The 26,490-nt window shown below is 64.7% G+C and carries 25 protein-coding genes; 10 read left to right on the plus strand and 15 right to left on the minus strand.

Annotation, left to right across the window (positions count from 1 at the left end):
• Positions 1-30: 30 nt before the first annotated feature.
• From ACOQFP_RS21320 to clpB, 4 genes are all read right to left on the minus strand, one after another.
• Positions 31-606, minus strand: coding sequence for a LemA family protein (locus ACOQFP_RS21320; protein WP_421585455.1), 576 nt, complete (start codon positions 604-606; stop codon positions 31-33).
• Between the two features lie 57 nt (positions 607-663).
• Positions 664-1,731: a hypothetical protein gene (locus ACOQFP_RS21325; protein ID WP_421585456.1), complete on the minus strand. Its 1,068-nt coding sequence runs from the start codon at positions 1,729-1,731 to the stop codon at positions 664-666.
• An 85-nt stretch (positions 1,732-1,816) separates the two neighbouring features.
• Positions 1,817-2,848, minus strand: coding sequence for a DUF5666 domain-containing protein (locus ACOQFP_RS21330; RefSeq protein WP_421585457.1), 1,032 nt, complete (start codon positions 2,846-2,848; stop codon positions 1,817-1,819).
• A gap of 91 nt (positions 2,849-2,939) precedes the next feature.
• Entirely contained in the window at positions 2,940-5,486 is a 2,547-nt protein-coding gene (gene clpB / locus ACOQFP_RS21335) for an ATP-dependent chaperone ClpB (protein ID WP_206488832.1), read from the minus strand.
• A 181-nt stretch (positions 5,487-5,667) separates the two neighbouring features.
• Between clpB and ACOQFP_RS21340 the strand changes: the two genes are divergently transcribed.
• Positions 5,668-6,831, plus strand: coding sequence for a globin domain-containing protein (locus ACOQFP_RS21340; protein ID WP_421585495.1), 1,164 nt, complete (start codon positions 5,668-5,670; stop codon positions 6,829-6,831).
• Positions 6,832-6,853: 22 nt separating this feature from the next.
• On the opposite strand, the gene ACOQFP_RS21345 is transcribed toward ACOQFP_RS21340, so the two are convergent.
• Complete coding sequence (locus ACOQFP_RS21345) at positions 6,854-7,525, minus strand: hypothetical protein (protein ID WP_421585458.1); 672 nt, start codon at positions 7,523-7,525, stop codon at positions 6,854-6,856.
• 269 nt (positions 7,526-7,794) lie between these two features.
• Between ACOQFP_RS21345 and ACOQFP_RS21350 the strand changes: the two genes are divergently transcribed.
• Positions 7,795-8,214, plus strand: coding sequence for a helix-turn-helix domain-containing protein (locus tag ACOQFP_RS21350; protein ID WP_421585459.1), 420 nt, complete (start codon positions 7,795-7,797; stop codon positions 8,212-8,214).
• Positions 8,215-8,222: 8 nt separating this feature from the next.
• Here ACOQFP_RS21350 and ACOQFP_RS21355 read toward each other — a convergent pair whose 3' ends face one another.
• Together ACOQFP_RS21355 and ACOQFP_RS21360 are read right to left on the minus strand one after the other, a co-directional pair.
• Entirely contained in the window at positions 8,223-8,498 is a 276-nt protein-coding gene (locus ACOQFP_RS21355; RefSeq protein WP_341244693.1) for a DUF2277 domain-containing protein, read from the minus strand.
• A gap of 22 nt (positions 8,499-8,520) precedes the next feature.
• The gene (locus ACOQFP_RS21360) at positions 8,521-9,096 is read right to left on the minus strand and encodes a TetR/AcrR family transcriptional regulator (protein ID WP_206488828.1); all 576 of its coding nucleotides are present in this window, start codon (positions 9,094-9,096) and stop codon (positions 8,521-8,523) included.
• A gap of 96 nt (positions 9,097-9,192) precedes the next feature.
• On the opposite strand from ACOQFP_RS21360, the gene ACOQFP_RS21365 reads away from it, so the two are divergent.
• Entirely contained in the window at positions 9,193-10,590 is a 1,398-nt protein-coding gene (locus ACOQFP_RS21365; RefSeq protein WP_421585460.1) for a cytochrome P450, read from the plus strand.
• Here ACOQFP_RS21365 and dinB read toward each other — a convergent pair whose 3' ends face one another.
• On the minus strand, positions 10,591-11,811 hold the full coding sequence (gene dinB / locus ACOQFP_RS21370) for a DNA polymerase IV (protein WP_421585461.1): 1,221 nt from the start codon (positions 11,809-11,811) through the stop codon (positions 10,591-10,593).
• A 133-nt stretch (positions 11,812-11,944) separates the two neighbouring features.
• Between dinB and ACOQFP_RS21375 the strand changes: the two genes are divergently transcribed.
• From ACOQFP_RS21375 to ACOQFP_RS21385, 3 genes are read left to right on the plus strand one after another with little or no spacing between them, the layout of a single operon-like run.
• Positions 11,945-14,215: a putative bifunctional diguanylate cyclase/phosphodiesterase gene (locus ACOQFP_RS21375; protein WP_421585462.1), complete on the plus strand. Its 2,271-nt coding sequence runs from the start codon at positions 11,945-11,947 to the stop codon at positions 14,213-14,215.
• An 11-nt stretch (positions 14,216-14,226) separates the two neighbouring features.
• The gene (bluB, locus tag ACOQFP_RS21380) at positions 14,227-14,847 is read left to right on the plus strand and encodes a 5,6-dimethylbenzimidazole synthase (RefSeq protein WP_341244701.1); all 621 of its coding nucleotides are present in this window, start codon (positions 14,227-14,229) and stop codon (positions 14,845-14,847) included.
• Positions 14,844-15,887 (plus strand): hypothetical protein, encoded by a 1,044-nt coding sequence (locus tag ACOQFP_RS21385; RefSeq protein ID WP_421585463.1) that lies wholly within the window; start codon positions 14,844-14,846, stop codon positions 15,885-15,887. Before bluB ends, ACOQFP_RS21385 begins: the two co-directional genes overlap by 4 nt.
• 4 nt (positions 15,888-15,891) lie before the next feature.
• On the opposite strand, the gene ACOQFP_RS21390 is transcribed toward ACOQFP_RS21385, so the two are convergent.
• From ACOQFP_RS21390 to ACOQFP_RS21400, 3 genes are read right to left on the minus strand one after another with little or no spacing between them, the layout of a single operon-like run.
• Positions 15,892-16,404, minus strand: coding sequence for a DUF427 domain-containing protein (locus ACOQFP_RS21390; RefSeq protein ID WP_421585464.1), 513 nt, complete (start codon positions 16,402-16,404; stop codon positions 15,892-15,894).
• A gap of 36 nt (positions 16,405-16,440) precedes the next feature.
• A complete protein-coding gene (locus ACOQFP_RS21395) occupies positions 16,441-17,214 on the minus strand; it encodes a DUF2637 domain-containing protein (RefSeq protein WP_421585465.1) in 774 nt (257 codons plus the stop codon).
• A gap of 52 nt (positions 17,215-17,266) precedes the next feature.
• Positions 17,267-17,896, minus strand: a complete 630-nt coding sequence (locus ACOQFP_RS21400) for a winged helix-turn-helix transcriptional regulator (RefSeq protein WP_421585466.1) — start codon at positions 17,894-17,896, stop codon at positions 17,267-17,269.
• Positions 17,897-17,972: 76 nt separating this feature from the next.
• Between ACOQFP_RS21400 and ACOQFP_RS21405 the strand changes: the two genes are divergently transcribed.
• The gene (locus ACOQFP_RS21405) at positions 17,973-18,863 is read left to right on the plus strand and encodes an alpha/beta fold hydrolase (protein WP_421585467.1); all 891 of its coding nucleotides are present in this window, start codon (positions 17,973-17,975) and stop codon (positions 18,861-18,863) included.
• A 70-nt stretch (positions 18,864-18,933) separates the two neighbouring features.
• Here the strand turns inward: ACOQFP_RS21405 and ACOQFP_RS21410 are convergent, their stop codons facing one another.
• Positions 18,934-19,875 carry a LysR family transcriptional regulator gene (locus ACOQFP_RS21410; RefSeq protein ID WP_421585468.1) on the minus strand — a complete coding sequence of 314 codons (942 nt, stop codon included), beginning with the start codon at positions 19,873-19,875 and terminating at the stop codon, positions 18,934-18,936.
• Positions 19,876-19,998: 123 nt separating this feature from the next.
• Between ACOQFP_RS21410 and ACOQFP_RS21415 the strand changes: the two genes are divergently transcribed.
• Positions 19,999-20,502 carry a DapH/DapD/GlmU-related protein gene (locus ACOQFP_RS21415; RefSeq protein WP_421585469.1) on the plus strand — a complete coding sequence of 168 codons (504 nt, stop codon included), beginning with the start codon at positions 19,999-20,001 and terminating at the stop codon, positions 20,500-20,502.
• A gap of 76 nt (positions 20,503-20,578) precedes the next feature.
• Here the strand turns inward: ACOQFP_RS21415 and ACOQFP_RS21420 are convergent, their stop codons facing one another.
• Together ACOQFP_RS21420 and ACOQFP_RS21425 are read right to left on the minus strand one after the other, a co-directional pair.
• Complete coding sequence (locus tag ACOQFP_RS21420; RefSeq protein ID WP_206488821.1) at positions 20,579-20,881, minus strand: WhiB family transcriptional regulator; 303 nt, start codon at positions 20,879-20,881, stop codon at positions 20,579-20,581.
• 254 nt (positions 20,882-21,135) lie between these two features.
• On the minus strand, positions 21,136-21,693 hold the full coding sequence (locus ACOQFP_RS21425) for a gluconokinase (RefSeq protein WP_206488820.1): 558 nt from the start codon (positions 21,691-21,693) through the stop codon (positions 21,136-21,138).
• Positions 21,694-21,772: 79 nt separating this feature from the next.
• Here ACOQFP_RS21425 and ACOQFP_RS21430 point away from each other — a divergent pair, with 79 nt between their 5' ends.
• Positions 21,773-22,516 (plus strand): FadR/GntR family transcriptional regulator, encoded by a 744-nt coding sequence (locus ACOQFP_RS21430; RefSeq protein ID WP_206488819.1) that lies wholly within the window; start codon positions 21,773-21,775, stop codon positions 22,514-22,516.
• A gap of 59 nt (positions 22,517-22,575) precedes the next feature.
• A complete protein-coding gene (otsB, locus tag ACOQFP_RS21435; RefSeq protein WP_421585470.1) occupies positions 22,576-25,128 on the plus strand; it encodes a trehalose-phosphatase in 2,553 nt (850 codons plus the stop codon).
• Between the two features lie 229 nt (positions 25,129-25,357).
• Here otsB and ACOQFP_RS21440 read toward each other — a convergent pair whose 3' ends face one another.
• A complete protein-coding gene (locus tag ACOQFP_RS21440; RefSeq protein WP_206490706.1) occupies positions 25,358-26,464 on the minus strand; it encodes a LacI family DNA-binding transcriptional regulator in 1,107 nt (368 codons plus the stop codon).
• Positions 26,465-26,490: the final 26 nt, after the last annotated feature.

Genomic DNA, 26,490 nt, shown 5'->3' on the forward strand with positions numbered 1-26,490 from the left:
GTCCCCGTCGAACCCGGTACGACCGGGCCTCTACGCGACCGCCTGGACCGACCGCTGCTCGTCGGACTGCTCCCTGGTCTCCACGAACGGTTCGGGCGCAGACACCGAGCGAGACTTGGCAACGATCGAGGACGGAAAGGTGCCGACGGCCCGCGACAGCCGATACGCAGTGTCGTTGTACACCCGCACTGCGCCTGCGATTCGCCGCTCGGTGACGATCAGCTCGCCCGCTGGCCCCTGAAAGGCCCAGTTCCCCAATACGTTACGGCCCGCGTCTGCTTCCGCGAGAACCGAGTGAAATGCGGCGGACAATGCGTTCTCGGCGGCGGCCTGCGTCTGCAGACCGAGTCCACGCTCACGCACGGCCTTGGACCACGAGCGGGCACCGCTCAGTTGCAGCAGCAAGTCGGCGGACAGCCCGGATTCCTCAGCGGCATCGAGAAACGGAACCAGCTGCGCGTGACGCCGTTCGATCTCGACGTCCACCAGATGCAGACTCTGCACAGTCTGCTCGCGGTACCGACCGAGGCGACGCACCGAGCCGGCGACGTACACGACCACGGCGATCACCAACACCAGGATTGCTACAAGCACAGAAACCGTCACGAGGTACGAATTTAGTCGTCTCGACGCTGCCGGGGCCGTCAACACGCCCGAACGACATCAGGGCTGCTTGCGTCGACGCTCCGCATCGAACGGAATGGGACGCGAGGCGGGCGGACGCGGCACCGACCGCGGCGGGCTCGCGGACCGCTCGCTCTGTGGGCCGGCCGAATCCGGCCGGGGAGGACGAGGCCTGCGATCGGGATCCCAAGTAACGGGCTCCTGGGGCCGCACCGCCTGAGGGCGGACCGCTTGAGGGCGCACTGCTTGAGGGCGCTCCGCTTGGGGGCGCGCATCCGACACGCGCGGCGGTCGAACCCGCGGATCGGGTGTTCTGGGCTCGGCGACCCGCGGCTCCGGGTCTCGAGGACCCTGGACACCGGACTCCGGCGCCCTCGGGCCACTGTTCTGCGGCTGCTCGGCCTGCCGATCGCGGGGCTCCTTGACCAGCGGCCTGCCCGGGTCCGAACGATCACGGCCCGGCTCGCCGCCCGCACGAGCACCGTACACCGCGCTGCCACGCACCGGAGGCAACACGTGCAACATGCCCGACAGTCGCGCCACAGCGTCGATCGCCGCATCCCAGTCGCGTCCCGAACTGCCGAGCGGCAGCGATCCGAGCGTCCAGTCCTGCTCGCTCCACAGCAGCTGCAAATTTGCCGGAATGGACTCGGTGAACGCAGCCATTCGTTGGTCGCAGACACGACGAGCGATATCGACATCGGTAGCGAAGACCACCCGGGGACCGATGGACCCGAGCAGTTCCATGTCTTCCTCGCGCGGCGGTGGCGTCGACCTCGGGCGCAGATCTATATCGACATCCGAACCAACCGAGCGCTGCACGGCCACGATGGTGCCCGTCTCCTCGACGTCGAAGAGTACGAACTCCTCACCGCGCCGAACTCCCGTCACCACGCCGAGAGCCACGTCGAATTCAGGCTTGGCCAGGGCCGCACGAGAGAACCTGGTGACCAGTTCTCGATCATGCGCTCGATACTCGTATCCCTGCGCCTTGGCCCACATCTGCCGCAACCGCCCGGACTGATCTCGCTTGGACCTGTCGATGTAGAGCAGCGCCACTGCACCTATCAGTGCAATCGCCGCAAGGCCGAACCACATTGCCGTCATCGGGAACCACCTTAATCGACATCCACACCATCTCCGCCCACCACCGCCAGGTCCTGTGAACGATCCCTACGAGTACCTCGGTTGCCTACCCGCCGAAGTTCGGGGCTTCGATGATGACGTTCGCGCGGATCGTTCCGTCCTCGACCGACTCGCCCTGCACCACGACCCCCGCGCCGACCGTCAACGACGCCACATCACCACCACTGAGCGAAATGATCTGGGTCTGCGCAGTGGTCTGCACCGTCACCGGAGCACCGTCGAGTCCGTTGATGGTCAACGTCGAACCGTCGTTCGCGGTGATGGTGCCCACGGCCGAACCGAGTTGACCGAGAATCTCGGGAATTCCCCCTGGGATCAGCCCTGGTGTGGTGGTCGTACCCGTTTCGGTTGGCTGTGGGGTGGTCGTCGGAGCACTGGACGTGCTCGGCCGGATCGACGTGGACGGAGCGGCGGCGACGCTGCTGGAATCGTCCGAGCCGCCACTGAGGAAAGCAATTCCGAACGTGACGACGATGACCAGCACGACGAGGCCGATCAGTGCCAGCACCCACGGGCGAGGCCCCTTGCTGCCTGTGCCTTCTTGCTCCGCTGTGCCCTGCTGCTCCGCTGTGCCCTGCTGCTCCGCTCCGGGCGCAGCTCCGTACGGCGGGGGCTGGCCGTACTGCTGGGGCTGGCCGAACTGCTGAGTGTGGCCGTACTGCTGGGGCTGGCCGTATTGCTGTGTCTGTCCGAACTGCTGAGTCTGGCCGTAGGCCTGGTTGGCCGCAGCGTGCTGGTCGGGATCGTACGGCGGGAGGGCTTGCGTCGGGTTGTAGCCCGGCGGATAGGCGGGCGGGTCCGGATTCTGGCCGGTCGGGTCCTGGTACGCGGGGTCCTGGTAAGCAGGGTTCTGGTACCCGGGGTTCTGGTACGCGGGGTTCTGGTAACCCGGACTTCCATAGGCCTGAGTCGGATACACCTCGGTGGGATGAGCGTCATCGGGATACTGCTGGGCATCGGGGTACTGCTGGGCACCGGGGTGCGGCCCGCTCTCGTCCTGAGGCTGTGCCGACTCCGGCTGATGCGCCGCGTCCTGATCGCGCTCGCGAGCGGACCGCGGTTCGTCCGGATTCGTCATTCCTCGAGGGTACCTACCCGGTAGCCCGCAGGTGGCGGCATGAAACGGCCCACACGAGCCGAGCTCGTGTGGGCCGTGTCGTCCCTGGTGACTAACCCAGGATCAGCTGTTCGCCGTCCGGGCTGACGTTGACCGAGACCACGTCGCCGTCGTGAACATCGCCGGCGAGCAGCAGCTTCGCCAGTTGGTCCCCGATCGCCTGCTGGATCAGCCGACGCAGTGGCCGAGCACCGTACAGCGGATCGTAACCACGCACCGCCAGCCACATCTTCGCCGGCGACGACACCTCCAACGTCAGGCGACGAGCCGCCAGCCGCGTGGCGAGGAAGCCGAGCTGGATGTCGACGATCGACTCGAGCTGGTCCTCGGACAGGGCGTCGAACACCACGACGTCGTCGAGACGGTTGACGAACTCGGGCTTGAACGAGCGCCGCACCGCATCCATCACCTGCTCCTTGGTGCCGCCTGCACCGAGGTTGGAGGTGAGGATCAGGATCGTGTTGCGGAAGTCGACCGTCCGCCCCTGACCGTCGGTGAGCCTGCCCTCGTCGAGCACGGCGAGCAGGATGTCGAACACATCGGCATGCGCCTTTTCGACCTCGTCGAACAGCACCACCGTGTACGGACGCCTGCGCACCGCCTCGGTCAACTGCCCGCCGGCCTCGTAGCCGACGTAGCCCGGAGGCGCACCGACGAGGCGAGCAACGGCATGCTTCTCGCTGTACTCGCTCATGTCGATCCGCACCATCGCGCGTTCGTCGTCGAAGAGGAACTCCGCCAACGCCTTCGCGAGCTCGGTCTTACCGACACCGGTGGGACCGAGGAACAGGAACGACCCCGTCGGGCGGTTGGGATCGGCCACCCCGGCGCGGGAGCGTCGGACGGCGTCGGACACCGCCTGTACCGCGTCCTTCTGTCCGACGACTCGCTTGCCGAGTTCGTCTTCCATCCGAAGCAGCTTGGCCGTCTCGCCTTCGAGCATCCGGCCCGCCGGAATTCCCGTCCAAGCCGCCACGACATCGGCGACGTCGTCGGGACCGACCTCTTCCTTGAGCATCACCTCGCCCTGCGCGGACGAGGCCTCGGTCTTGGCAGCGAGCTCCTTCTCGAGCGTCGGGATGCGTCCGTACCGCAGCTCGGCGGCCTTGCCGAGATCGCCGTCGCGCTCCGCCCGGTCGGATTCACCGCGTAGATTCTCGAGTTCCTCCTTCAGTGCCCGCACCGAGTCGATGGCACCCTTCTCGTTCTGCCAGCGCGTGCTCAGACCGGCGAGCTTCTCTTGCAGATCGGCCAACTCCTGACGGAGCTTGTCCAGCCGCGCCTTCGACGCGTCGTCGGTCTCCTTCGCCAGCGCCATCTCCTCGATCTCGAGGCGACGCACGGCCCGTTCCACTTCGTCGATCTCGACCGGTCGTGAGTCGATCTCCATGCGCAGTCGCGATGCCGCCTCGTCGACCAGGTCGATGGCCTTGTCCGGCAGGAAGCGTGCGGTGATGTACCGGTCACTGAGCGTGGCCGCGGCGACCAGTGCGGAGTCGGTGATCCGCACGCCGTGGTGCACCTCGTAGCGTTCCTTGAGTCCGCGCAGGATGCCGACGGTGTCCTCGACCGAGGGCTCGCCGACGTAGACCTGCTGGAAGCGACGTTCGAGGGCAGCGTCCTTCTCGATGTACTTGCGGTACTCCTCGAGCGTCGTCGCACCGACCAGCCGCAGTTCGCCGCGCGCAAGCATGGGCTTGATCATGTTTCCCGCGTCCATCGCCGATTCACCGGTCGCTCCGGCACCGACGATGGTGTGCAGCTCGTCGATGAACGTGATCACCTGGCCTGCGGAGTTCTTGATGTCGTCGAGCACCGCCTTGAGCCGTTCTTCGAATTCACCGCGGAACTTCGCTCCGGCAACCATCGAACCGAGGTCGAGGGAGACCACGGTCTTACCCCGCAGGCTTTCCGGAACGTCACCGGCGACGACCCGCTGGGCGAGCCCTTCGACGATGGCGGTCTTGCCGACGCCGGGTTCGCCGATGAGCACCGGGTTGTTCTTGGTGCGGCGCGAGAGTACCTGCACGACGCGCCTGATCTCGGTGTCGCGGCCGATGACCGGATCGAGCTTTCCCGATCGGGCAAGCGCGGTCAGATCGGTGCTGTACTTCTCCAGGGCCTGATAGGTGCTCTCCGGGTCGGCGCTGGTGACCCGAGCACTTCCCCGCACCGCTTGAAAGGCGTCACGCAGCTCGTTCGGTCCAGCTCCGTGGCCGGTCAAGAGCTTGGCGATGTCGTCGTTTCCCGAAGCCAAGCCGACCATCAGATGCTCGGTGGAGACGTACTCGTCGTCGAGTTCGGTGGCCAGGTGCTGTGCTGCAGTGATCGCGGCGAGGGTTTCACGGCCGAGTTGCGGGGTCGTGGTGGAACCGGATGCCGAGGGCAGTCGATCCACCAGGTTCTGCGCTTCTCGACGCACCGTTGCAGGGTCGACGCCGACGGCCTTCAGCAGCGGTGTGGCGATGCCGTCGGTCTGATCGAGCAACGCCACCAACAAATGTGCCGGACGGATGTCCGGGTTGCCGGCCGCGGACGCGGCCTGCAGGGCAGCGGACAACGCTGCCTGCGACTTCGTGGTGGGAGTGAAACTGTCCACCGGTCACCTTCTTTCCAGAGTGGGATTCGAGCCTGTCGCTGGGTACAACCATAGCAAAGTTGAGTCTGTTCCGCTCAACCCTGACTTTCTTGTCGTGCGCACGAGGGCGAAGCCCGTGCGAGATGGTCTCGATCGGTCTACTTTGGTGTCCGTCGACAAGGTCAAGCAGTGGGGGTGGAGGTTGCTCGACGCACGAACGATCTCCTTGGTGCGTACCGGGTTCAAATCGGTGATCGCGGCCGAGGACGGTCCAGCCCGTTTGTCGCGGTCGTTCTACGCCCACCTGTTCGCCGAATACCCCGACTTCCGCGCGCTGTTTCCCGCGTCGATGGACGCCCTGCGCGAACATTTCGTGTTGGCCCTCGGGTACGTCTTCGAACACCTCGACGACACCGACCGGGTGGAGCCGTTCCTCGCTCAGCTCGGCCGGGATCATCGCAAGCACGGAATATCGGGCGCCCATTTTCGTGCAGGCAGCTCGGCTCTGATCAACGCGTTCCGGACGTTCGTGGGCAACGAGGTGTGGACCGACGAGGTCGAGAGGGCCTGGCACGACACCCTCACCGTGGTGAGCAATGCCATGGCCGTCGCCGCGGACGACGACGAACTGCCGCCTTACTGGAGTGCGACCGTCGTCGAACATCAGCGCCTGCTCGACGATCTCGCAGTGGTACGGCTGAAGACCGACGGCGAGATTCCCTACTTCCCCGGCCAGTACGTCAGCGTGCAGATTCCACAGCGACCCAAGCTGTGGCGCTACCTGTCCCCGGCCATTCCGAGCAACCCGTACGGCGAGATCGAGTTCCATGTTCGACGCGTATCCGGTGGCTGGGTGTCTCCGGCGATGGTCACCGAGACCGCCGTCGGCGACCGCTGGTCCATCAGTCCGCCGTTGGGCGGGATGTACGTCGATCGCGCAATCCGCGAGGACGTGTTGATGATCGCGGGCGGTACCGGCCTGGCACCGTTGCGCGCGCAGGTGATGGAGATGGCGCAGCGCAGCAACAATCCGCGAGTGCACCTCTTCGTCAGTGGTACGTATCCGTGCGATCTCTACGATCTGGACACACTGTGGCAGTTGTCGCTGTCGAATCCGTGGCTCACGGTCGTTCCGGTGACCGAGGAGTCCGAGGATCCGTGGTGGTATTCCGGTCCCCCGCGCGAATTGCCGTGGGGAATGCACCATCGATTGCACGGCGCGGTGGGCAAGGTGGTGACCCAGTTCGGATCGTGGGCGGATCGCCAGATTCAGGTCTGCGGGTCACCGTCGATGGTTCGTACGACGCTCTACGCCCTCCGCAAGGTCGGTACCCCGATAGAGCACATTCAGCACGATCCGTTCTGAAATCGCGATGCGCGGTAGTCGCTCAGCTCGACAACGACCGCGGCGACACCTCCTCGACCACACCGCCCGCCACCAGCCGTGGGGTCCAGGCTTCGGTGACGAGTCGACCGTCTCCGGTGATGATCGCGTCGGGATCAGGATCGATCAGGATGGGATATCCGGTGTCGGCCTCGGCCTGGACGTTCTGCACCAGCAGGCCGTTCTCGATGGTGTAGTACACGTGGACCGGATGCAGATCGGCATCGAAGGCCCATGGGCGGCCGATGAATATCACGGCCTCGCCGAGTTCATCGAGTACCGACACCGAACCGTCGGACTCGAGCCGCAGTTTCCACGACGGCGGCATCGAGGTCACGAACTCGAATTTTCGCGGCGCACTCGCGTCGAGCAGATGGATCATCAGCAGCGCTCCGTCTCGCGGATCCCGCTGCGGCACAATCACTTCGAATGAGCCACATTCGTAGAACCTGGACCCGAACGGACCTGGAATTCCGGAGTCGAGATCGCCCGCGATGACGAGTTCGAGCCGAATGGTGCCGGAGCCGTTCTCGGCTCCGAGAACGATCCCCTCGGACGGATGCGGTGTGGGCGACTCGTCCCGCGGGGCGTAGGACAGCACCGCACGTAGCAGCGGCTCGACCACCTCCGCGTCCCCATCTCGTGAATCGAACGTCCTTCGTCGACGATCGGTCATGTCCACCCCCTTCGCCTGGCGATCCAGTCTGCCACCGAGGCCGGGCTCACGCCGACGGTTCCACGGAAAACCATCCGTTCGAACCGAACCTGCGGGGCGTGGACGCGCCGGTGCAAGAAACCGAACAGTACTGTTCTCGCTCGAGTTTGCGCAGGTCAGCCCTAGTTTTGCCGAAACTCGGCAGCGGCTACTATGAGCCGGTTCGATCCGCGGCGGATCGATCTGCCCGGGTGGGCAGCGGTCAGATCAGAAAGGCACACACGTACCCGATGTCCCCTGACTTCGCCGCGCGTCTGAACCACCTCTTCGCCACAATCCACCCGCCCGGACGCAAACCGCACACCAACGCCGAAGTCGCCGATGACCTCGCCCTGCGCGGCCACCAGATCTCCAAGCCGTACATCTCGCAACTACGTTCGGGGCAACGGGCCAACCCATCGGCCGACACGGTGACGGCCCTGGCCGCATACTTCAAGGTCAAACCCGACTACTTCTTCGACGACATCTACGCATCCAAGATCGATCACGACCTCGAATTGCTCACCCAATTACAGGGATACGGCCTCCGCCGCCTGTCCGCCCGGGCATTCGATCTGTCCGAGGAGTCTCAGAACCTCCTCAGCTCGATGGCCGAGAAGCTGCGCGTGAGCGAAGGCCTCCCCGAGGTGCCTCCGGACAGCACTCGATAGGTCCGCCTCTAGGACCCGGCCTTGGCCGCGATCCTGGCCTGCACTTCCGGACGCCTCAGCGGCGGCACCGTGGGAGGGGGCTGACGCCGCTCCGGCAGAGCGTGGAGCAGGCGATGCGTCGTCGCGGTCACCTCGGCGACGGCCAGCTCGAAGGCTTCACGGGTGGCGTCGGAGGTCTTCTGCACGCCACTGATCTTGCGGACGTACTGCCGCGCGGCCGCTTCGATCTCCTCGTCCGTGGCATGCGGTTCCAACCCTCGCAGGGTGGTGATGTTTCGGCACATACGTCGACGATAGCTCCGCAGCTCACACCTCGAGAAGACCCGAAATCGCTTTCAGGCACAGCTCGCGAACCTGTTCCCGCTCGAGCGTTCGACGTTCGACCCAGTCGTGACAGACCTCGCGCACGAAAGCCACCCACCCACGTAGCGCGGCCCGAACCACCTCGTCGTCGTGGAACTCGACGGGCAATGCGGAGAGAATGCGCTGTTGCTGAATATCGAACTCGCGCGTCAGGATGTCGTTGATGCGGGCATCGCCGAGCAGCGCGCCTCGATTGACGGCCCGGATGCCGTGCGCGTGTTCGTCGGTGTAGGCGATGTAGGCGTCGAGCCCGGCGGCGATCTGCTCCAGGACCGGCAGCGACACGTCCGGGGCCGTGATGGCCAGGTTGCGCTCGGATTCCGTTCGTACTATCTCGACGAAGAACTCTCGCTTGGACGGGAAATAGTGGTACATCAACCCTCGCGACACTCCCGCGAGGTCGGCTACCTCCTCGATCCACACGTCCTCGTAGGGCCGCTCGGCAAACAGGGCCGATCCGATCTCGATCAATTGCGCACGCCGCTGCTCGGGCGTCATGCGTGTGCGGCGATTCGTCATGGGCTTCGAATGCTAGTTGACACGGATTCAACAGTGGGTACGGTCTCTATTAGACGCCGATTCAACAAGAGTCGGCCTCGACTCGATGGGGTGCCGATGTCGACACGATTCGCAGCACAGGGCTACTCACTCCCGCATCCACCGCACCGACTTCCCGTGCTCGGTGACATCGTCGGCGTCGACCCGCGCACTCCGATTCAGGATTCGACCGCGTTGGCGGCTCGGCTCGGACCGATGTTCGAGCGACAGATCCTCGGCCGGCGCTTCGTCTTCGCCTCCGGTGCCGACGTGGTGGGCGAACTGTGCGACGAGAAGCGCTTCGAGAAGTTCTTACCCCCGGGAGTGGAGAGTCTGCGCGACATCGGAGCCGACGGGCTGTTCACCGCGTACAACCACGAACCGAACTGGCGACGAGCCCATGATCTGCTCCGCCCGGCGTTCACGGCCGGTGCCATGCGCGGATACCACCGGATCATGGTCGAGGTCGCGGACGATCTGATCGAGCACTGGGAACGCCTCTCGCGCAACGGTTCGCCGACCGACGTGTCCTCGGACATGACGAAGCTGACCCTCGAGACCATCGGCCGAACAGGGTTCAGCTACAGCTTCGATTCGTTCGCGTCCGTCGAGACACACCCGTTCGTGTCCGCCATGGTCGGGGCCCTGACCTACAACCAGCGGCGATCACTGCTGTCGGTGCCCGCGTTCGCCAGGCCACTGTTCGCCCGGTCGGATCGTCGATACAGCCGCAACAAGCAGTACTTGGCCGAGGTTCTCGCCGATGTCGTTCGCACCCGTCGGCAATCCACCGGAGACTTCACCGACCTGCTGCAGATCATGATGGACGCAGCGCGAGATGTCGACAATCCGAATGCGCTCAGCGAAGCGAACATCGGTTACCAGATCCTGACATTCCTGATCGCTGGCCACGAAACGACCTCGGGGGCGCTGTCGTTCGCGTTGTACTACTTGGCGACGCATCCCGAGGTGTTCGAGCGCGCACGCGCCGAGGTCGACGAGGTCTGGGGCACGGGCTCGCCGGAGTTCGGCCAGGTACCCAAACTCCGGTACGTTCGCCGAGTCCTCGACGAGTCTCTGCGGCTGTGGCCTACGGTTCCCGCGTTCGGCCGAGCCGCACGAGCACAGACCGTCATCGGCGACGGTTACCGCATGGACGCCGGGGACTGGGCCGTCGTGCTGGTGACGGCCCTTCATCGCGATCCGGTGTGGGGTGATCACCCGGGCGAGTTCGACCCGGACAACTTTCTACCCGAGCGCATCAAAGCTCGCCCGGCCCATGTCTACAAACCCTTCGGAACTGGCGAACGAGCTTGCATCGGAAGGCAATTCGCCATCCACGAGGCGGTCCTGGTCCTCGGAACAATTCTGCAGCGCTTCGATCTGCGGGCCGATCCCTCGTACCGACTACGGATTCAGGAAAGACTGACCATGATGCCAAGCGAATTTCGCGTGAGACCCTCGATCCGCCGCTGATCAGTCCGGCAGCAACGGAACGGAGATTCCCGGATCGCGCCCGAGCAGCACCCCGCGGGTCAGCGAGGTGGACCCGAACTTCTTGTGCACCCCGTCGAGGGCACGATCGAGCGCTGACGCCTCCGGCGGGGTCCGCACCGCCTTGCTGTCGAACTGCAACTCCAATTGCTCGGACCCGCCCTTGTCGATGCTCGACACCGTCACACCGACCAGAGTGATGCCCTTGTCCGCGATCAGCGGTGCTGCTTGGCGGAGCAACGCCAGTGCCGCCTCGAGGATGACCTGGGTGTCAGCGGTCGCACGATCGAGAGTATGCGACCGGGTGGCCCGGGTGAAATCGGCAAAACGCAAGCGCAACATCACGGTTCGACCGGTTCGCTGCGCCCCACGCATCCGGTGCGTGACGCGGTCGACGAGCCCGATCAACGAGGCCTCCACCTCGGCCGCGTCGTGCCTGCCGCGTCCGAGCGCTCGCTGTGCGCCGATGGAACTACGCGACTTCCCCGGCGTGACGCGTCGCGGATCCTGGCCCATGGCCAGCGCGTACAGGTGTGCGCCCGCACCCTTGCCGAGCACCGCAGCCAACGACCGCTCGCCGTAGGCTGCGATATCGCCAACGGTCCTGATATCGAGGACATGCAGCTTCTGAGCGGTCACTTTACCCACGCCCCAGAGCCTTTCGATGTTCAACGGGTGCAGAAACTCCAGTTCGCCACCGGGCGGAACGAGCAGCAGGCCGTCGGGCTTGGCGAAGGCGCTGGCCACCTTGGCCAAGAACTTGGTGGTCGCGATGCCGACGGTGATCGGTAACCCCACCTGCTCGGCGACGTCGCGTCGCAGTTGTTCCCCGATCTCGAGGGCGCTGCCCGCGATATTCCGGAGGCCGCCGACGTCGAGGAACGCCTCGTCGATCGAAATGCCCTCCACCAACGGGGTCGTGTCGTGGAAGACGTCGAACACATCCTTGCTCGCCTGCGAATACGCCTCCATACGCGGCGGGACCACGATGGCCTGCGGGCACACCGCCCGCGCCTGACCGCCGCTCATCGCCGTGCGCACCCCGAACGTCTTGGCCTCGTAGCTGGCGGCGAGCACCACTCCCCCACCGACGATAATCGGTTTACCCCGCAGCCGAGGATCGTCGCGCTGCTCCACCGAGGCATAGAAAGAGTCGAGGTCGGCGTGCATGATGCTCGCCGGATTCCGATTGTTCGACTCCACGAAATCATGCTCGCACGTGCTACCGACACTCCTGTGGGCACAACCCGAGCAATCGGGTTGGACGAAGTGACCCAGATCACCAAGTGTGCCATTGTTGAAACCGTCGGATCGGCGTGAACGGCTGGAGAGAATCGTGACGGCCTGGTGGCGGTGGTACGCAGTACTCGGCGCATTCGGCTGCGTCGCCTACTTCCTCGTCCCGACCGTGGTCATGGCGCAATCAGTGTTCGTACTCGTCGGAGCCTCCGCCGTTGCTGCCACCGTGATCGGCACCAGGATGCACCGACCGCGCAACCACACGGCATGGTTGACCATCGCCGCGGGAACCGCACTGTGGGTGCTCGGCGACATCGCCTTCGAGTGGATCCACATCACCGAAGGCAGCGTCCCGTATCCGTCGTTCGCCGATGCGCTGTACCTCGTCGGCTATCCGGTGTACGGCTTCGGCCTGTTCCTGCTGGTTCGGCACAAGTGGCGAGCCAGCGAACGCGGCCATGTCGCCAACAGCGCCATCGTCATGGTCGCATTCGGTTTGTTGACCTGGACGTTCGCGGTCCAGCCCGCACTGTCCGACGGCGGCATCTCGGGAACCGCGGGGCTCGTCGACGTCGCATACCCCGCCATGGACATCTTCCTCCTGGGATTGTTGGCCCACTTCGTCGGCTCGCATCAGTGGCGTGCGGTGTCCTACCGGCTACTGACCGCTGCAGTGCTGCTCCTCGTGGTGACCGACACCCTCACCAACTTCGCTATCGTGTCCGAATCCTCCGCCGACCGCTCGATACTCGACGTCGGGTGGACGCTGTCGTACGTGCTCGCCGGAGTCGCCGCACTCCATCCTTCGATGCGGAGAATCACCAGGCCGAACATCGAACCCGACGCCCACCTGATGGCGTCGTTCACCGCTCCCACCGTGGTCGTGCTGACCGCGGCGACCCTCACGGCTCCGATCGTGATGTACATCGAGGTGATCCGCGCCGAACCCATCTCGGAATGGGGCTGGGCGGTACTGATTTCCGCAGGAGCCCTGGTGATCCTCGTGATCCTCCGCATCACCGATCTGCTGCGGTTGCTGCACACCCAAACTGTGCAGCTCCGCGCCGTCGCCGACACCGATCACCTCACCGGCCTGGCCAACCTGCGCGCCCTCGAACACAGAATCTGGGAAGGTGCGGGCGACACCACCGTGCTGGCCGTCGACATCGACCGATTCAAGGAAATCAACGACACCTTCGGACGCGGCCTCGGCGACCGTGTTCTCGTCGCCGTCGCCGAGCGTCTGCGCGGCGTCGTCGACGAGTCGATCATGTTGGCGCGCTTGGCAGGTGATGAGTTCGCACTGTGCGGGCCGACGGATTCGATGGATCCGGCCGCCCTGGCCCTCGATATTCAGCGCAGATTCGCCACCCCGGTGGAACTGGGGAACATGACGCTGCTGATCGAAGCGAGTGTCGGTGTGGCATCGAACTCTCCCGCCGCCGAGGACGACGAGATCACGCCGGACCGGCTCGTGCAACGCGCCGACCTCGCCGTCCAAGCGGCGAAGGCAACGCAATCACGCGTTGCGTTCTACGACCGGTCGATGGACCGAGACAAGAGCGAGCAGCTGATCATGCTCGGCGAGCTCACCACCGCACTGGAATCGGACCAGCTGCAACTGCTGTACCAGCCTCAAGTCGATCTCGCGTCGATGACGGTCGTAGGCGTGGAGGCGTTGCTGAGATGGCACCATCCGAACGGCACAGTCCTTGGCCCCAGCGCATTTCTGCCCACTGCCGAGCGCACCGGCCTCATCAGGCCGCTGACCCGCTACGTCCTCACCCAGGCGCTTGCTCAGCATGCATCGTGGGAGCAGGACGGGTTACCGCTGAGGATGGCCGTCAACATTTCCACACGCAACCTGTTCGACGACACCCTGATAGATCAGGTTCGCACCATCTTGGATGAATTCGATTGCCGTGCAGAACAGTTGACGCTCGAGGTGACCGAGACCTCGGCCATGACAGATCCGGTGGGTGCCACCGAGGTGTTGTCGGCACTGCACGCCATGGGGGTGCAGGTCGCCATCGACGACTACGGAACGGGGTACAGCTCACTCGCCTACATCGAACGATTGCCGGTACAGGAACTCAAAATCGACCGAGCCTTCGTCAGCGGGATGGCGCACAGCCCAGCCCACGCGGCCATCGTCCGATCGACCATCGACCTCGCCCGTACGCTGGGACTGTCGGTGACCGCCGAGGGCGTGGAGGACGAGATGACGATGACCACGCTGCGCGAACTGCGTTGCAGCCGGGCCCAGGGTTTCCACCTCGGCAGGCCGAGCACGGCACACCGCATACCCGCCGTCGTCGCCGAAGTGAATGCACATCTGAAAACTGCTACAGGAGAACGGATATCATGACCGAGGCAGCCCTGTCGGTATACGCCGCGATTCGATCGCGTCGCGATGTGCGCGCGGAGTTCGACGGTACCGTCGTCGAGGACGAGACTCTGCGCCGCATCCTCGGCGCAGCCCATCAGGCCCCGAGTGTCGGCAACACCCAGCCCTGGGATTTCGTCGTGGTCCGTAAGCCCGAGACGCTGCGTGCTTTCGCCGCACATGTCGCGGACTGTCGGCAGGATTTCGCGGACAAACTCGATCCGGAACGGCGCAAGACATTCGATCCCATCCGGATCGAGGGTATCGAGTCCAGCGGTACCGGGGTGGTGGTCACCTATGATCCGAGCCGGGGCGGACGGCACGTGCTGGGCCGCGACACCGTCGACGACACCGGACTGTTCTCGGCTGTTCTGGCCATCGAGAACCTGTGGCTGGCAGCGATAGCCGAGAACGTCGGCGTCGGCTGGGTCTCGTTCTACGACGAGGGCTACCTGACGCAGATGCTCGACATCCCTGCTCCGGTCCGTCCGATAGCCTGGCTGTGTGTGGGTCCGGTCGAATCGTTTCAGGAGGTACCCGACCTGGAGCGCTTCGGCTGGCGTACTCGTCGACCTCTCGACGACGCCGTGCACTTCGAGCAGTACCGACGATGAGGGCGCGCCTGGTTGCAGTCGCCGCGGCCTGCCTGATGGCAGCCGGTTGCTCGACGCCCGAATCGCCTCCCGAACCATCCACTCCGGCAACCACTCCCGCGGCCGAGCCCGCGCAGGCCCCCGAATCGTCCGACCCGATCGGAACCGTCATCGCATTTCCCGGTGCTCCCGAGGGTGTGGTGGTCGGCTCGTCCGGGATCGCTGCAGCGGCGGTCCGTGGGCCCGACGGTGTTGTGTTGTTCGACGCGGCCACCGGAGCTGTTCGACAGATGGTCTCGACGAGCGGTGCGCCGCGCCACCTATCCCTCGCCGGGCCCGACGGTCCGGTGCTGGCACCACTCGAGGGCAGTGACGAGCTGGTCGAGGTCTCGCTCGACGATGGCGCGATCCTGTCGACCGCCACCGGTGTCGGCCGGCAACCACACGATGCGGTTGCGACCTCCGACGGCACGATCGTGGCCACCAACGAGATGGGTGGCGGCGTGATATTTCTGCGCGACGGCTCGGTGGTCTCGGAACTGCCGCCGGGCCCCGTCCAGCCCGGTGGAGTGGCCGCCCTCGGGCCGTACGCGGCCGTCGCGGATGTGCAGGGCAACGGCGTGTGGGTGTACGACGGTGCGACGCGGCGGGAGGTCGCTCAGGCCCCGATCGGTGTCAAACTCACGCACGCGGTGACGGTGAACGAGACGACAGCCGGATTCGCCGACACCGACGGCGGGGCAGTGATTCTCGCGACCGTCGACGCCGCCGGTGGCATCCGTCAGATCGCGTCGATAGACGCACCCGGCAACCCGTACGGGCTTGCCGTGGACTCCGACCGTCAGCTGCTGTTCGTGACATTGACAGCGTCGAATGTGCTGCGAGTGGTCGATGTGTCGGATCCGGCCGCTCCACGAACACTGGGTGACGTCCCGACAGTGACGCAGGCCAATTCCGTCGCGGTGGATCCGCGTACCGGGAATGTGTTGGTGACCGGCAGCGACCCGGGCGCAACGAGTTCGATTCAGATCATCGCTCGGGCCGAGTTGCCCGGTAGCTGAGGCGTCACCACCCGTAGGAGCCCGGGATTCCCTTGAACGGTCCGACGACGTCGTCGGTGATCCAGCCCTCGTAGAACCCGCCTTCCTGTGGCCGGACCGCTTCACCGTCGATTTCGCAGTCCAGGCGGCTGGGCGAGAACGCCAGGTATCCGGCAATCTCGGCGAACCGAGAAGTGGGATTCTCGTAGCTCCACCCGGCGGCCTCGGAGATGGCGTCTCCGCCGTGCACGTCCCAGTAGGTGGCGGCACCTTTCCACTCGCAGTGAGTCGAACGGGCCTGCGAGGGTGTCAGCGCACCCGGGACGATGTCGGCGGGTGAGATGTACCAGGTCGGCGGGTGGCTTGTTTCCAGAACTCGGTACGCGGCGGTGGTGCGGGCCACCACCTCGCCGCCGAGCCGAACGACGAGGGAACGGTTCGAGGCCTCGAGCTTGGGCGGACGGGGATAATCCCAGACCGACTCCTGGCCCGGCTTCGGCTTCTCGGGAACGACCGATCTCGGCAGGTGTGAACTCATCCTTCGATGGTGCCACCGGATCTCACTTGATGTCTGTCATGGTGCGTCGACGGGGTAGAGATCGTCTGCCCGTTCCTCGTCGAGAATCCAGCGATCGACCTCGTCGAGGGGCTCGGTGGTGCGGACCGAAAGCTCGGGTGCGGGGTTTTCGATGCGGACCCGCTGGGTGGATGCGTCATCCGGGAGAGGCACCGGCATCGCGGGCACCGGCGTCTCCTGGCTGGGCCGTGTGGGAGCCGCCGCGTCGACTGTAGAAACCGTAGCGACGGGCACAGAGGTATTTGGCACTGCGGTATCGGGCACCGCGGTATCGGGCACAGAGATATTTGGCACGGCGGTATCGAGCACCTCGGTATCAATCGCTGCGGCGTCCGAGGCAGCGGCGGCCTGCGGCGATTCCGCAGGGACACGGACGAGGATGCCGAGGCCATGCGTCGCGGCCAAGAGGCTCACCGGTGCCACGGTCGCAATTGCCGCCGACAGCGCCGGATGCAGCATGCCGGCGTCGGAGATGAAGGCGTGCATGGCATTTGCGCTGATACTCACCAATGCTGCGGTGATCAACACGCCCCAGAAGAAGCGTCGGCCACTGCGTTGATCCTCGAATTGAGCGAGTGCGATGACGGAGATCGTGGCTTGGAGAATGGTGCCGTCGACGATCACCGGCCACAACCACGAGAGCGAGCGCGGAACGCCTGCCATCGTGGCGAGGTCCCACAACGCGGCAAAACTCAGCACGAAGGACGCGATACCGATGACGGTGGTGATGACGACCGCACTGATGAGCGTCGCACGCAGGACCTTGTTCATGGGTCGTCATGAAACACGACACCACCGACAACTTCCCTCCGCGGCCGCGAGGTCAACAAGCAAAGGCGGCTCGGACGATGGCGTCGTCGCCGTCGATGTCGACAAGACCGAGTGCCTGAGCAGTGTCGACATCGAGTGCGCCGGCTGCAAGCCCGAGAAGACCTGCGGGGTCGGCACGGACCGTGGCTTCGAGCGGTCGGCCGTCGTGTGGGTCGACCTCGAAACCGGACTCGGTCGCGCTGAGTTGAAGGAGTTCGCCGCCGACGTCCAAGCCGATTGCCGTCGCCGGGCGGGCAGTTGCTCGGCTGTCGAGCAGCGCGGGAATGGCCAGAGCAAGCCAGGTGGGCCGGAACGTGTCGCTGTCTTTCGGCCCGCTGACCATCAGGGGCAGCGACCAGCGAAGAAGTCCTTCGATCGGCGTGCGTAGTTCAGCACCCCACGCGGTGAGCGCGTATTCGACCGCATTGCTCTCACCCGCGAGCCGTCGTTCGACGACGCCCGTCGCTTCGAGGTGGCGAAGCCGGTCCGCCAGCAAGTTGGTTGCGATTCCCGGTAGCCCGGTCTGCAAGTCCCGATAGCGGGCCGGGCTGATCAGGAGCTCGCGGACTATCAGCAAATTCCACCTGTCGCCGACGACCTCGAGCGACCGCGCCAATCCGCAGTACTGGTCGTAGCTCCGCATGGTCGACCTTTCACTTGTTTTTCTCAAGCACGGGTGAGATTCTCAATCGTACAGCCCGCCGATGAGGGAGTCACCGATGAACGACACCGCACCCAACCGTCGACCATCATGGGTGGACGACGAACTGTTTCCCTTCCGAAGTCGATTCATCGACATCGATGGACACTCCGTGCACTACATCGACGAAGGTTCCGGGCCCACCCTGCTCTTCCTGCACGGCAACCCCACCTGGTCGTTCCTGTGGCGCGAGGCAATAATCTCGCTTCGAGAGAACTTCCGATGTGTTGCGCTCGACTACCCAGGCTTCGGGCTGTCGACCGCGAAGACCGGTTACCTCTATCTCCCCGAGGAGCACGCGGACGTCCTCACCACATTCGTCGACGCCCTCGGCCTCGAAGACACCACCGTGGTCGGGCAGGATTGGGGCGGGCTACTGGGATTGTCTGTCGCACAACGCAGACCCGATGTGTTCGACCGACTTGTGCTCGCGAACACGTGGGCATGGCCGGTCAACGGCATCCTTCATTTCGAGGCGTTCGGTCGACTTGCCGGGAATCCGGTAACCCAATTTCTAGGGCGACAGTTCAATCTCCTCGTCGAAATGTTCGTTCCCACCGGCCACCGCCGCCGAAAGGTCACCTCCGCAGAAATGACTCACTACCGCTTGGCACAGAACACTTCCGAGCGCAGACAAGCCTCGGCGATTCTGCCCAGCCGAGTCCTGGCGAGCAGCGCATTCTTCGTCGAGGTCGAAGAGGGTCTTTCCGACCTCGCTCATCTACCGACTCTCATCGTGTGGGGTGATGCCGACATCGCATTCCGACCTCAGGAGCGCGAACGGCTCGAAGCCACGTTCCCCGACCACAAGACGGTGATAGTCGAGGGTGCGGGCACATACGTCGAATCCGACGCACCGGAGGAGTTCGTCGCTGCGATTATGGAGTGGTTGCCTGCAACGAGCGTGTAAGTCCGAATATTGTTCAGCAAGAATGGGTTATGGATACCAAGACCGGAGACCCGCCCGAAGGACGCCGGCCCTATTCTTGCCATGCTCGCGGGACCCAGGTCTGCGAAGAGGGACGAACCTTCTGCACACTTCGCAAATACTCGAGGAATGCCCGCAGCGTGGGTTGCGCGTTATCGGCCCGCCAGATGATCGAGTGAGGATAGACCGGCGTGGGGTCGATAATCGGAATGCGCCGCAGATCATAGGATTCGGGCCAGAGATACCGAGACCCTTCGCCAACCAGTGTGCACAGATCGGCGGAGGTCGCGAGCTCCTCGAGAAGCACGTCCACACCGAAACTTGTTCCGATAGAGTCGATTCGGATTCCAAACGCTTTGCCTAGCTCACCGTAGTATGCACCCCAGTCGGTATCGGCACGCACACCTGGCATCCAGATACTGTGCTTGCGAAGATCGGAGAGGGAGACCGACGCCGCGTGCGCCAGAGCATGCTGCGGTCCGGTGAGCAATTGGTGACGATCGTCGATTACGCGGGCAGATCGAAGTTCGGACGGCAGTCGTCGGCTTCGAGCGGCACTGATGACGCGGAAAGTCGCGTCCACATCGCCGCCCAAGACCGCGTCGAGGGCAGAATCGGTGTTCACGCCGGGAAGCGTGACGACATCGAGATCGACGTGTGGATGACGCCTATGAAAGGCATGCAAAGTTGTCGCGGGTGCCGTACGGCGATTGAGCACATCCACTCGCAATGCTCTGTTGCCTGGCGCGACCGAGTCGACAGCACGCAGCGCGACCTCGACCAACTCGCGCGCATGGGGTAGAAAGACCTGTCCATCGATGCTCAACCGAGCACCCCTGCTCGATCGCACGAACAGCGAGACGCCGAGACTGCGCTCCAGCGCCGCAATTCGCTTGGACACCGCCTGCTGCGTCAATCCCAATTCGTCTGCAGCAATTTGGAATTGGCCCGCCTCAGCGGCAGCAACGAAAGTCCGCACGGCCTCGATATCCACCAGCGCACCGTACCCGCACAACTATCGGTTGTGGCTCGCCGCCACAGCAGTTGTTCGGCCGCATCCGCACATTCCAGTGTGCTGGAGCTGCCCACCTCGAGATCCGTCGAAGACAGGACCACTATGAATTTCGCAGATACCGTTCAGCGTGCGATAAGGCTTTCCGGCAAGGTCAGCGCACTTCGATACGCAGACCAGAAGGCCATCCGCGAAGTCTGGCAAGAACTCACTGGACAGCAGGTCGACGAGACGTTCCACCTGATTCCACCGGTCTACTCGGACCACGGGGTCAACATTCGCATCGGCAGAAACGTATTCGTGAACCAGAACTGCCGCTTCAACGACATCGGCGGGATCGACATCGGGGACGATGTCATGCTGGGTCCCAACGTAAGCCTGATCAGCTCGGGTCATCCGATTGATCCCGTCGGGCGACGGGACGGGATCACCTCGGCACCGATAGTCATCGGACGAAACGTCTGGATCGGGACATCGGCACTGATCCTGCAAGGAGTAACCGTAGGCCCGGATGCCATCATCGGTGCCGGAGCTGTCGTCACTCGGGATGTGCCACCACGAACACTCGTGGCCGGAGTTCCAGCAACCGTGGTCAAGTTTCTGGAGTAAAACGCCGATGCGCCGACTGCCTTTACTACTCGACGTCTTCGAGGACAAGAGGGTCCATACAGCCCGTCGAACGCAATCAAGCGGTACGGACGGCTCTGCGGTAGAAGTCGGCGCGATCGTGAGCAGACATTCCGCCCCACACACCGTAGGGCTCGTTCGCTTCGAGCGCGTGCTGACGGCACTGCTCGAGCACCGGGCAACGGCCGCAGACCTGTTTCGCTGATTGTTCCCGCGAGGCACGGGCGCGGCCTCGTTCGCCCTCGGGGTGGAAGAACACGGACGAGTCGAATCCACGACACAGACCGTCGAGTTGCCAGTCCCAGACGTCTGCGTTGGGGACGGGGAGTTGTACCGGTCTGGCGGGTGCGCCTCGCACCATGAGCTGCCTCCTCGCTAAAAGGTGAACAAGGTCACTCTCCCGCATTCGTCATACTTTTACAAGTTCCTTCGTTAATTCGTAGTACTTAAAATCAAGCGTGCTTGATTGAAAACAGCACCGCGCCGATGATCTGGTCCTCGCCGGCCGATGGTTCGCCGGACATGGACGAATGCCCCGTTCACGCCCTCAGCGATCGAATGTCGCATCCGTCGCCACCAGCGCGTACGAACCACGACACCCGACCGCCCGACCGGTCAGTGACTTTCCGACATCCCTGCACGCTTTTCCAACTCGATGAGGACCTTCTCGGCGATCTTGGTCGGCGGAGGACCGATGTCGACGACGATCGCATTCTCGTCCTCCCCGAGTGGCTCCAGCGTCGAGATCTGGGTGTCGAGCAGCGACGACGGCATGAAGTGATCCATTCGAGCATTCAGGCGTCCACTGATCCGGTCCTTGCTTCCCGCCAGATGCACGAATATCACCTCCGAACCCTCCCTGGACCCCGCGCTCAACACGTCCCGATACGAGCGCTTGAGGGCCGAACACGTCACGATGCCCGAGATGCCCTCGGTGGTGTGGTCGGTGATCCATTGGGCGATGACGTCCAGCCACGGCCACCGATCCTCGTCGGTCAGTGGCTCACCTGCCGCCATCTTTGCCACGTTGGCGTCCGGGTGAAGATCGTCGCCCTCCTGCAGGTCCCATTTCAACGCTCCGGCGAGAATGCCCGCCACTGTGGACTTGCCGGATCCGGACACTCCCATCACCACGAGAACCGGATGGTGCGCTCTGCCTGTCGTCTGTGCCATCCCTCGATACTGCTCCATCCGAGCCAAGCGGATCGGACAGACGCGAGAATCCGGGCCACCCGTGGGACGATCGGTGGACATGACCGAGACCAACGATTTCCGCCAGCTGCACGATTCGGTGCTCGACGAGCTCGGGCGCGACATCGTGAGCGGCGCTGTCCCCAGCGGGACCCGAATCTCGGCGGACGACGTCGCTGTCCGGTTCAACGTCTCGCGGACCGTCGTCCGCGAAGTCGTCCGCGTGCTCGAGTCGCTCGGTCTACTCACCGTTCGTCGACGCGTCGGAATCACAGTGCAGAGTTCGGAGAACTGGAACTCACTCGACCCGGTCGTCATCCGTTGGCAGCTGGCCGGTCCCGCACGTGCCGAACAGTTGCTCCTGCTCAGCGAATTACGTTCGGGCATCGAACCTTTGGCCGCCAAGCTGGCAGCCCACCGAGCCACACCAGAGCAGTGCGGCGCATTGACAGCAGCCGTCATCGGCATGTCCTCGACGTCACGGTCCGCCGATTCGGAGGCCTACCTCGAGCACGATTGCAATTTCCATCGCACGTTGCTCGCCGCGTCGGGCAATCCCATGTTGCGGTCCATGTCGGACATCGTGGTGGAGGTACTCGCCGGACGCACCCGCCACGCGCTGATGTCACGGCAGGCCGATCCGGAGGCGATTCGTCTGCACGGCGTGGTGGCCTCGTCGATCCAATCCGGCGATGCCGACGCCGCGCAAAGGGCGATGTTGGCCATCGTCACCATGTCCGCCGCATCGATGTCGGCCGCCTCCGGTGTGACGCCTTCGCCCGGTCTGGTGCCCGACCAGCAGTGATGCACCGAGCGCCCGAAGTCAGGTGCACCGACCCGAGGATTATCGCCTAGATTCGACTGGTGACTGCTCTCGAATTGCCGCTCGAACTTCGCCGCGCACTAGTGGGGGTAGCGCGAACTCCGCGCCTACTCGTGGCCTCGGACTACGACGGCACCATGGCACCGATCGTCTCCGACCCGCAGAAGGCGTTTCCGCACCCCGAGTCGGTCAGCGCGATGCGCGGGCTCGCCTCACTCGTCGGCACCAATGCGGCCGTGATCTCCGGCCGTGCACTCCGTGATCTCGCGATCTTGTCCCGGCTGCCCTCGGAGGTGCAGCTCGTGGGTAGCCACGGCAGCGAGTTCGATGCCGGTTTCGTCAGCGCCATCGACGAGGACGCCAAGAAACTTCTCATCGTCATCACCGGCGAACTACAAGCAATCGCCGACGCCTATTCCGGCGTCAGCGTCGAGACCAAGCCCGCCAGTGTTGCGCTGCACGTACGCAATGCCGAAGCCGCTGACGGAGAGGAGGCACTCGCGGCCGTCCGTGCCGGCGCGGCGACCCGCGACGGAGTTCAGGTGACCGAAGGCAAGTCCGTCATCGAGCTCGCCGTCATCGTCACCGACAAGGGCGTCGCCCTCGATATTCTCCGCCATCAGGAAGCATCCACCGCCGCAGTCTTCTTCGGTGACGACGTGACCGACGAGAAGGCCTTCTCGCATCTCCACGGGCCCGATATCGGAGTCAAGATCGGGCCGGGCGACACTCTGGCCGAGTTCCGCATCGACAGTACCGAGCAGGTCGCGCTGGCCTTGGCATTCCTACTGGAGGAGCGCCGACAATGGCTCTCGGGAGCCGACGCCCCCCGCATCGAGCGGCTGACGATGCTCGCCAGCCCCAACGCCATCGCCCTGCTCACTCCCGACGCAGACGTCACCTGGCTGTGCCACCCCGAACCCGATTCCGCAGCCGTGTTCGCGCACCTGCTCGGCGGCGACCAGGCCGGACACTTCAGCGTCGGCCCCACCCGGGCATCACTGCCGCTCAGCCAGCAGTACGTGGACGGCACGATGACGGTGCAGACGAAGTGGGCCAGCCTGCAGGTCACCGATTATCTGCCACACGACATCGGCCAGGGCCAGACGGCCCTCACCCGCGTCATCACCGGCAAGGCCTCTGCCGTGGTGACCTTCGCGCCGCGTCCGGAGTTCGGAAAGGCCTGGGCCTCGATCGAACCCGATGCCGACGGCTTACGCATTCTCGGAACTGCGGACCCGATGGTGCTGCGTAGCCCCGGCGTGACGTGGAACATCGTCTCCGATGGATCGCAGCAGACCGCGCATGCAGAGGTCGATCCTTCGAACGGGCCGATCATCCTCGAATTGCGGCTGGGCACAGACAATCTCGGTGAACACTCCACACCCGAGCTGGAACGTCGACGCGCCGCCGAGGCCTACTGGAAAGACTGGGCCGACGGCCTCGACCTCCCACCACTCAAGCGCGATCTGATGAAGCGTTCGGCGCTGACGCTCCGTGGGCTGGTGCACGCCGAGTCCGGATCGATCATGGCAGCTGCCACCACGTCGCTACCGGAAGACATAGGCGGGGTGCGCAACTGGGACTACCGTTACTGCTGGCTGCGTGATGCAGCACTCACCGCGAGCGCACTGGTTGACGTGGGATCGGTTGCCGAAGCAGAGAACTACCTTTCCTGGATCCACGGCGTACTCGAATCGGTGTCCGGCCCCGAGCGGCTGCACCCGCTGTACACCATCTGGGGCCTCGGGCTTCCCCCGGAAGCTGTCATCGACGAACTGCCCGGATACGCAGGTTCGCGTCCGGTCCGCGTGGGAAACGCTGCCAACCAACAGGTTCAGCTCGACGTCTTCGGCCCCATCGTGGAGTTGGTCTCCGCCCTCGCCCATGCACGCAAGGCAAAAGGCGGCGAAAACGCACTGTCCGACGACGATTGGGAACTCGTCCGCGCGATGGTCGAGGCCGTCGAGCGACGTTGGTTCGAGCCTGATCACGGCATCTGGGAGATTCGCGACAATCCCCGTCACCACGTCTACTCGAAGGTGATGGGCTGGATCACCGTCGACCGAGCCATTGGACTCGCCGAAACCTTCGGCCGCACAGCAGAATCGAGCTGGACGACTCTGCGTGAGACCATCCGTGCGGAAGTTCTCGCGAATGGATGGAACGACGAGGTCCAGTCCTTCACCGCCGCCTACGACGGAACCGACCTCGACGCCGCGACGTTGTTCATCGGCCTGTCCGGGCTGATCGATCCGGCCGATCCTCGTTTCGCCGCCACCGTCACCGCCACCGAAGCCGAACTGCGCAGCGGATCCACGGTGTACCGATACCGCCACGACGACGGCCTGCCCGGCGGAGAGGGCGGATTCCACCTCTGCGCGGCCTGGCTCGTGGAGGCCTATCTGCTGGTCGGCCAGCGCGAGGAGGCTGAGGCGTTGTTCGCACAACTCGTCAGCGCCGCCGGGCCCACCGGACTGCTCAGCGAGGAGTACGACCCCATCGCCGAACGCTCCCTCGGCAACCATCCGCAGGCCTACAGTCACCTGGGTCTGCTGCGCTGCGCCAGATTGCTCAGCGCTCAGCCTGCCTGACCCCTCGCCCGCTGCCCCCGCGTCAATGGACCAGTGCATACGTCTGACCGGTGCAGTGGTTCATTGACCCGCTGGGCTCGGCTGCGTCAATGGCGCGTTGCATACGTCTGAGCCGTGCAGTGGTTCATTGACGCGAACGGGAGGGCGGGCGAACGCGAACGGGAGGGCGGGCGAACGGGAGGGCGCGCGAACGGGCGGACGGGCAACCAAGGGTCCTGTCGACGCCAGCTCAGGCAATAGCGGGCGGTCGCTCCGGCGGCGATCCTGCTGTTCGCCCTCGGACGAGTTCGGTCGGCAGCGTTTCGGCGGCGACGACGCCCGAGTGCGAGGAGGAGAGCACCAGTTTGCCCGCCCGGCGGCCTTTTTCTTCGGCGTCTTGGCGCACGGTGGTGAGGTTCTCGCGGATGGCGTCGGAGATGCCGTCGAAACCGGTCACCGAGAGTTGGCCCGGCACATCGATTCCGGAGACTTTCGCGAAGTTCAGTGCGCCGAGGGCGATGACGTCGGTTGTGCACAGCAGGGCTGTGGTCTCGCGGTTGGCCTGAAGTGCTTGGGCGGCGGCGGAGTGGCCGGAGCGGACGGTGTGGTCGAATCGTTCGACGACGGTGAGGGTGTCGGGGTCGAGTCCGGCGTCGATCATGGCCGCTTGCACTCCGGCGATTCGTTCGCGTTGCACGTGGAAGTGGCTCTCCGCCAACCGCCCGGGGGGTACGACGCCATCTCGCCGGTCGCGTCCGAGCCTCATGCACAGCACTGCGAGGTGTTCGTGCCCCTGTGAGATCAGGTGTTCGGCAAGCATTTTCATGGCACCTCGGTCGTCGATGGCGACGAGGGCTGCTTCGGGGATGTTGCGCGGCTGATCGCAGACGACGATCGGTAGGTGCCGTTCACGTACCGCTGCGAGGTACGGGTCGTCGTCGGCGACGGAGTAGACGACGAAACCGTCGACTCCGGCCTGTTGGACGACGGCGGCGGCTTGGACGTCGTCGCGTTCGGCTCCGGCCGGGATCAACAACAGGCCTTGTCCGGCGGCTTCGCAGGATTCGGCGAGACCGGCGAGGAAGCTCATGGCGGCGGGGTCGCGGAAGGAGTAGCTGAGGGCTTCGGTGAGGAGCAGTCCGATGGCCCCGGCCTTGCGGGTGCGCAGCGATCGCGCGACCGGGTCGGGGCCTGCGTAGCCGCGACGTTTTGCTGCCTGCAGGACGCGTTCGCGAAGCTCCGGGGAGAGCTGATCGGGCCGGTTGTAGGCGTTGGAGACGGTGGTGCGTGAGACCTTCAGTTCGGCGGCGATCGACGCCAACGTCGCTTGACGTCGCGGTTCGCTTGACCTGGCCATAACCGGGACGTTAGTCCCACTACGCG

The organism is Rhodococcus sp. MALMAid1271 (genome assembly GCF_049195265.1).
In the GTDB taxonomy this organism is placed as follows: Bacteria; Actinomycetota; Actinomycetes; order Mycobacteriales; family Mycobacteriaceae; genus Rhodococcoides.